The 3,546-nt window shown below is 45.9% G+C and carries 4 protein-coding genes and 1 pseudogene; all 5 read left to right on the top strand.

Annotation, left to right across the window (positions count from 1 at the left end; genetic code table 11):
• Positions 1-597 (top strand): annotated as a pseudogene (locus tag AN391_RS19695) (electron transport complex subunit RsxC); the annotation flags it as partial.
• Positions 594-1,652, top strand: a complete 1,059-nt coding sequence (gene rsxD, locus AN391_RS19690) for an electron transport complex subunit RsxD (RefSeq protein ID WP_055016961.1) — start codon at positions 594-596, stop codon at positions 1,650-1,652. The pseudogene AN391_RS19695 and the gene rsxD, both read left to right, overlap by 4 nt.
• Complete coding sequence (gene rsxG / locus AN391_RS19685) at positions 1,649-2,287, top strand: electron transport complex subunit RsxG (RefSeq protein ID WP_055016960.1); 639 nt, start codon at positions 1,649-1,651, stop codon at positions 2,285-2,287. Before rsxD ends, rsxG begins: the two co-directional genes overlap by 4 nt.
• Positions 2,284-2,982: an electron transport complex subunit E gene (locus tag AN391_RS19680; RefSeq protein ID WP_055016959.1), complete on the top strand. Its 699-nt coding sequence runs from the start codon at positions 2,284-2,286 to the stop codon at positions 2,980-2,982. The genes rsxG and AN391_RS19680 overlap by 4 nt, the downstream gene beginning before the upstream one ends.
• Positions 2,983-3,026: 44 nt before the next feature.
• The coding region (nth, locus tag AN391_RS19675) for an endonuclease III (protein ID WP_055016958.1) at positions 3,027-3,546 on the top strand (520 nt) is incomplete at its 3' end.

The raw sequence follows: 3,546 nt of genomic DNA, 5'->3' as shown, positions 1-3,546 counted from the left end.
CAAAGCGCTGAGCCAAAAAACGATGAAGCAATCGCCCCAGCTGATGATAAAAAAGCTGCGGTAGCTGCGGCTATTGCCCGTGCTAAAGCTAAAAAAGCCGCTAAAGCGGCTGCGCAAACCCAGCAATTAGATGAACCCAGTACAGCTGAGCAAACAAGTGATGCTGAGCCGGAAAACTCACAAGTAAGCCCTCCTGCTGATGACAAAAAAGCGGCCGTAGCTGCGGCTATTGCCCGCGCTAAAGCTAAAAAAGCCGCTAAAGCGGCTGAGCAAACCCAGCAATCAGCTGAACCAAATGCTGCTGAGAAAACAAGTAATGTTGAGCCTGAAAACTCACAAGTAAGCCCTCCAGCTGATGACAAAAAAGCCGCCGTAGCTGCTGCTATTGCCCGCGCTAAAGCTAAAAAAGCCGCTAAAGAAGCTGAGCAATCAGCACCAAGTGAACACAGCGCACCTGAACAAAGCAATGAGCCACAAACCAGCAACGGTTCAGACTCTGAGCAAACTGCAGCAGAGAAGAAAAAAGCCGCCGTGGCCGCCGCAATAGCGCGCGCCAAAGCTAAAAAGTTACAAAAAGAAGGAAATGATCAGTCATGAAATTAACCATGGCCAGTTCGCCGCACAACCATAGCCATAAGTCGTTAACGCGCTTAATGCTAACCGTCATTGCTGCGTGTATTCCTGGACTAATAGCACAAGTGGTATTTTTTGGGACTGGCGTACTTATTCAGTTAGTACTGGCACTTGTTGCTGTAAGCGTATTTGAAGCAGCCATTATGTTAATGCGCAAACGCCCTATTTGGCCTGCATTGAGTGATGGTAGTGCATGGCTTACTGGTGTGCTGTTAGCACTGAGTATTCCGCCGCTGGCGCCTTGGTGGGTCATTATTATTGGCTGTTTATTTGCCATTGTGATTGTAAAGCAACTTTATGGTGGGCTTGGGTTTAACTTATTCAACCCAGCAATGGCCGCATACGTACTTCTTTTAATCTCGTTTCCGGTACAGATGACCGCGTGGTTACCCGTTACCGATTTACTTAATGCCCCAATTGGTTTTATTGACCAATTACGTCTTATATTTACCGACTTTACGGCGCTGGGTTTTAGTGTTGATCAAGTCCGTGCCGGCGTTGATGGCCTCACCATGGCCACCCCGCTTGATACAGTTAAAACTGATGTAGCACATGGTCTAACGGTTAGCGAAAGCATGCAAAAACCAATTTTTTCTCAATGGGCTGGGCTTGGTTGGCTATGGGTTAACCTAGGCTTTTTAGCCGGTGGTTTATACCTTTTAAAAGCTAAAATTATAAACTGGCATATTCCAGTCAGCTTTATAGGCTCACTAGCGCTGTGCAGTGCCATTGGCTATATTGCTGCGCCAGGTACCGAGCCAGGTATGGTCTTTCACTTATTAAGTGGCGCGACCATGATGGGCGCATTTTTTATCGCCACTGACCCTGTTTCAGCTGCAACCACCAATAAAGGGCGCCTAATCTATGGCGCGTTAATTGGCTTGTTGGTGTATTTGATTCGCACCTTTGGTGGTTTCCCTGATGCGGTAGCCTTTAGCGTATTATTAATTAATATTGCTGTACCGCTGATTGATTACTACACCCAACCACGCACTTATGGCCACGGAGCAGTAAAATGATTATTTCATCAATGGCTAAAAATGGCGCGATATTAACGGCCTTTGCACTGATAACAACAGGCTTAGTTGCCTCAATTGATGCATTCACCGCCGATAAAATTGCCGAGCAAGAACGCCTGCAATTAACCTCACAATTACAAGAGGTATTAAACCCACGCAGCTACGATAATCAGCTCAATACAAATTGCGTAATTATGAGCGACGAACAACTTGGCCCTTACCCCGAGCAAGTTATTTACCGCGCTTATAAAAATCAGCAACCTGTTGCACTTGTAATCAGGCACGTAACACCTAGTGGTTACAGTGGCGATATTAACTTATTAACCGCCGTACTTGCTGATGGCACCATTGCCGGCGTACGTACCACTAAGCACGAAGAAACGCCCGGCCTAGGTGATAAAGTAGAGGTTAAAAAGTCGCTGTGGATCACTACATTTAACGATTTAACGGTTCAAAATGAAGACGATGCCCGTTGGGCGGTAAAAAAAGATGGCGGCCAGTTTGACCAATTCACCGGCGCAACAATTACGCCTCGCGCCGTGGTTGGCTCGGTAAAAAATGCCGTATTATTTGCAAAAGCTAACTTTGACGCCATTTTTAAACAGCCTAATGCGTGCCAAGAGGTAACACCATGAGTGAGTTAAAAACCTTATACAAAGAAGGCGTATGGGCCAATAACCCAGCGCTCGTGCAGCTGCTCGGTTTATGCCCGCTTTTAGCTGTTACATCAACGGTAACCAACGCACTTGGCCTAGGGTTAGCTACTTTATTAGTTTTAGTAGGCTCTAATGTTACCGTTTCTATTGTACGTAATTGGGTGCCTAAAGACATTCGTATTCCGGTATTTGTAATGATTATTGCAGGCTTTGTGACCATAGTTCAGCTACTTATGAATGCGTATACCTTTGGCTTGTATCAATCACTAGGCATATTTATTCCACTTATCGTGACTAACTGCGCCATTATTGGCCGTGCAGAGGCGTATGCTTCTAAAAATCCTGTTCACCTGTCTGCGTTCGACGGCCTAATGATGGGCTTAGGCTTTATGGCCGTGCTGTTAGTGCTAGGTGCAATGCGTGAACTGATAGGCCAAGGTACATTATTTGATGGCGCCGATTTGCTCCTAGGGCCATGGGCACAAAGCCTACGCTTGGAAATATTTAGTTTCGATAGCCAGTTTTTACTCGCTATTTTGCCCCCAGGTGCCTTTTTAGGGCTTGGGCTGCTAATAGCAGCAAAAAATGTTATTGACGCACAAATAAAATCAAAACAGGTAACGCCGCCTGCTGCCGAAAAAGGCCCACGCGCACGTGTTACTAGCTTAACTTAAGGGGAAAACGCTTTAGCGCTATTAGCTAATGCGTTTTAAGTTGCATGAATAAAGAAAAACGTCACCAAATACTCTCGCGTTTGCGCGAGCAAAACCCACACCCAGAAACCGAGCTTGAATACTCAAGCCCATTTGAGCTACTAGTGGCTGTTACGCTCTCCGCACAAGCCACAGATGTCGGGGTAAATAAAGCTACCCGTAAATTATTTCCGGTTGCTAATACCCCACAAGCCATTTTAGATATCGGCCACGATGCACTTCGCGATTATATAAAAACCATTGGGTTATTTAATTCAAAAGCCGCAAACGTGTACAAAATGTGCCAAATATTGGTTGATCAACATAATGGCATTGTGCCCGAAAACCGCGAAGCCCTCGAAGCCCTCCCCGGAGTTGGCCGAAAAACCGCAAATGTCGTGCTCAACACAGCTTTCGGCTGGCCGACCATTGCCGTAGACACGCATATTTTTCGTGTTTCAAACCGCACCAAATTTGCGATGGGTAAAGATGTAGTTGCTGTTGAGCAAAAACTTGAAAAGGTTGTCCCTAAAGAATTTAAAGTAG

It is taken from the genome of Pseudoalteromonas sp. P1-13-1a (assembly GCF_001401875.1).
GTDB lineage: Bacteria > Pseudomonadota > Gammaproteobacteria > Enterobacterales > Alteromonadaceae > Pseudoalteromonas.
This window is presented reverse-complemented; position numbering and strand designations above follow the sequence as displayed.

What these genes read in the sequence shown, in the direction of transcription:
- AN391_RS19680 (WP_055016959.1), top strand. Translation starts at nt 2,284, where the DNA reads ATGAGTGAGTTAAAAACCTTATACAAAGAAGGCGTATGGGCCAATAAC.
- rsxG (WP_055016960.1), top strand. Translation starts at nt 1,649, where the DNA reads ATGATTATTTCATCAATGGCTAAAAATGGCGCGATATTAACGGCCTTT.
- rsxD (WP_055016961.1), top strand. Translation starts at nt 594, where the DNA reads ATGAAATTAACCATGGCCAGTTCGCCGCACAACCATAGCCATAAGTCG.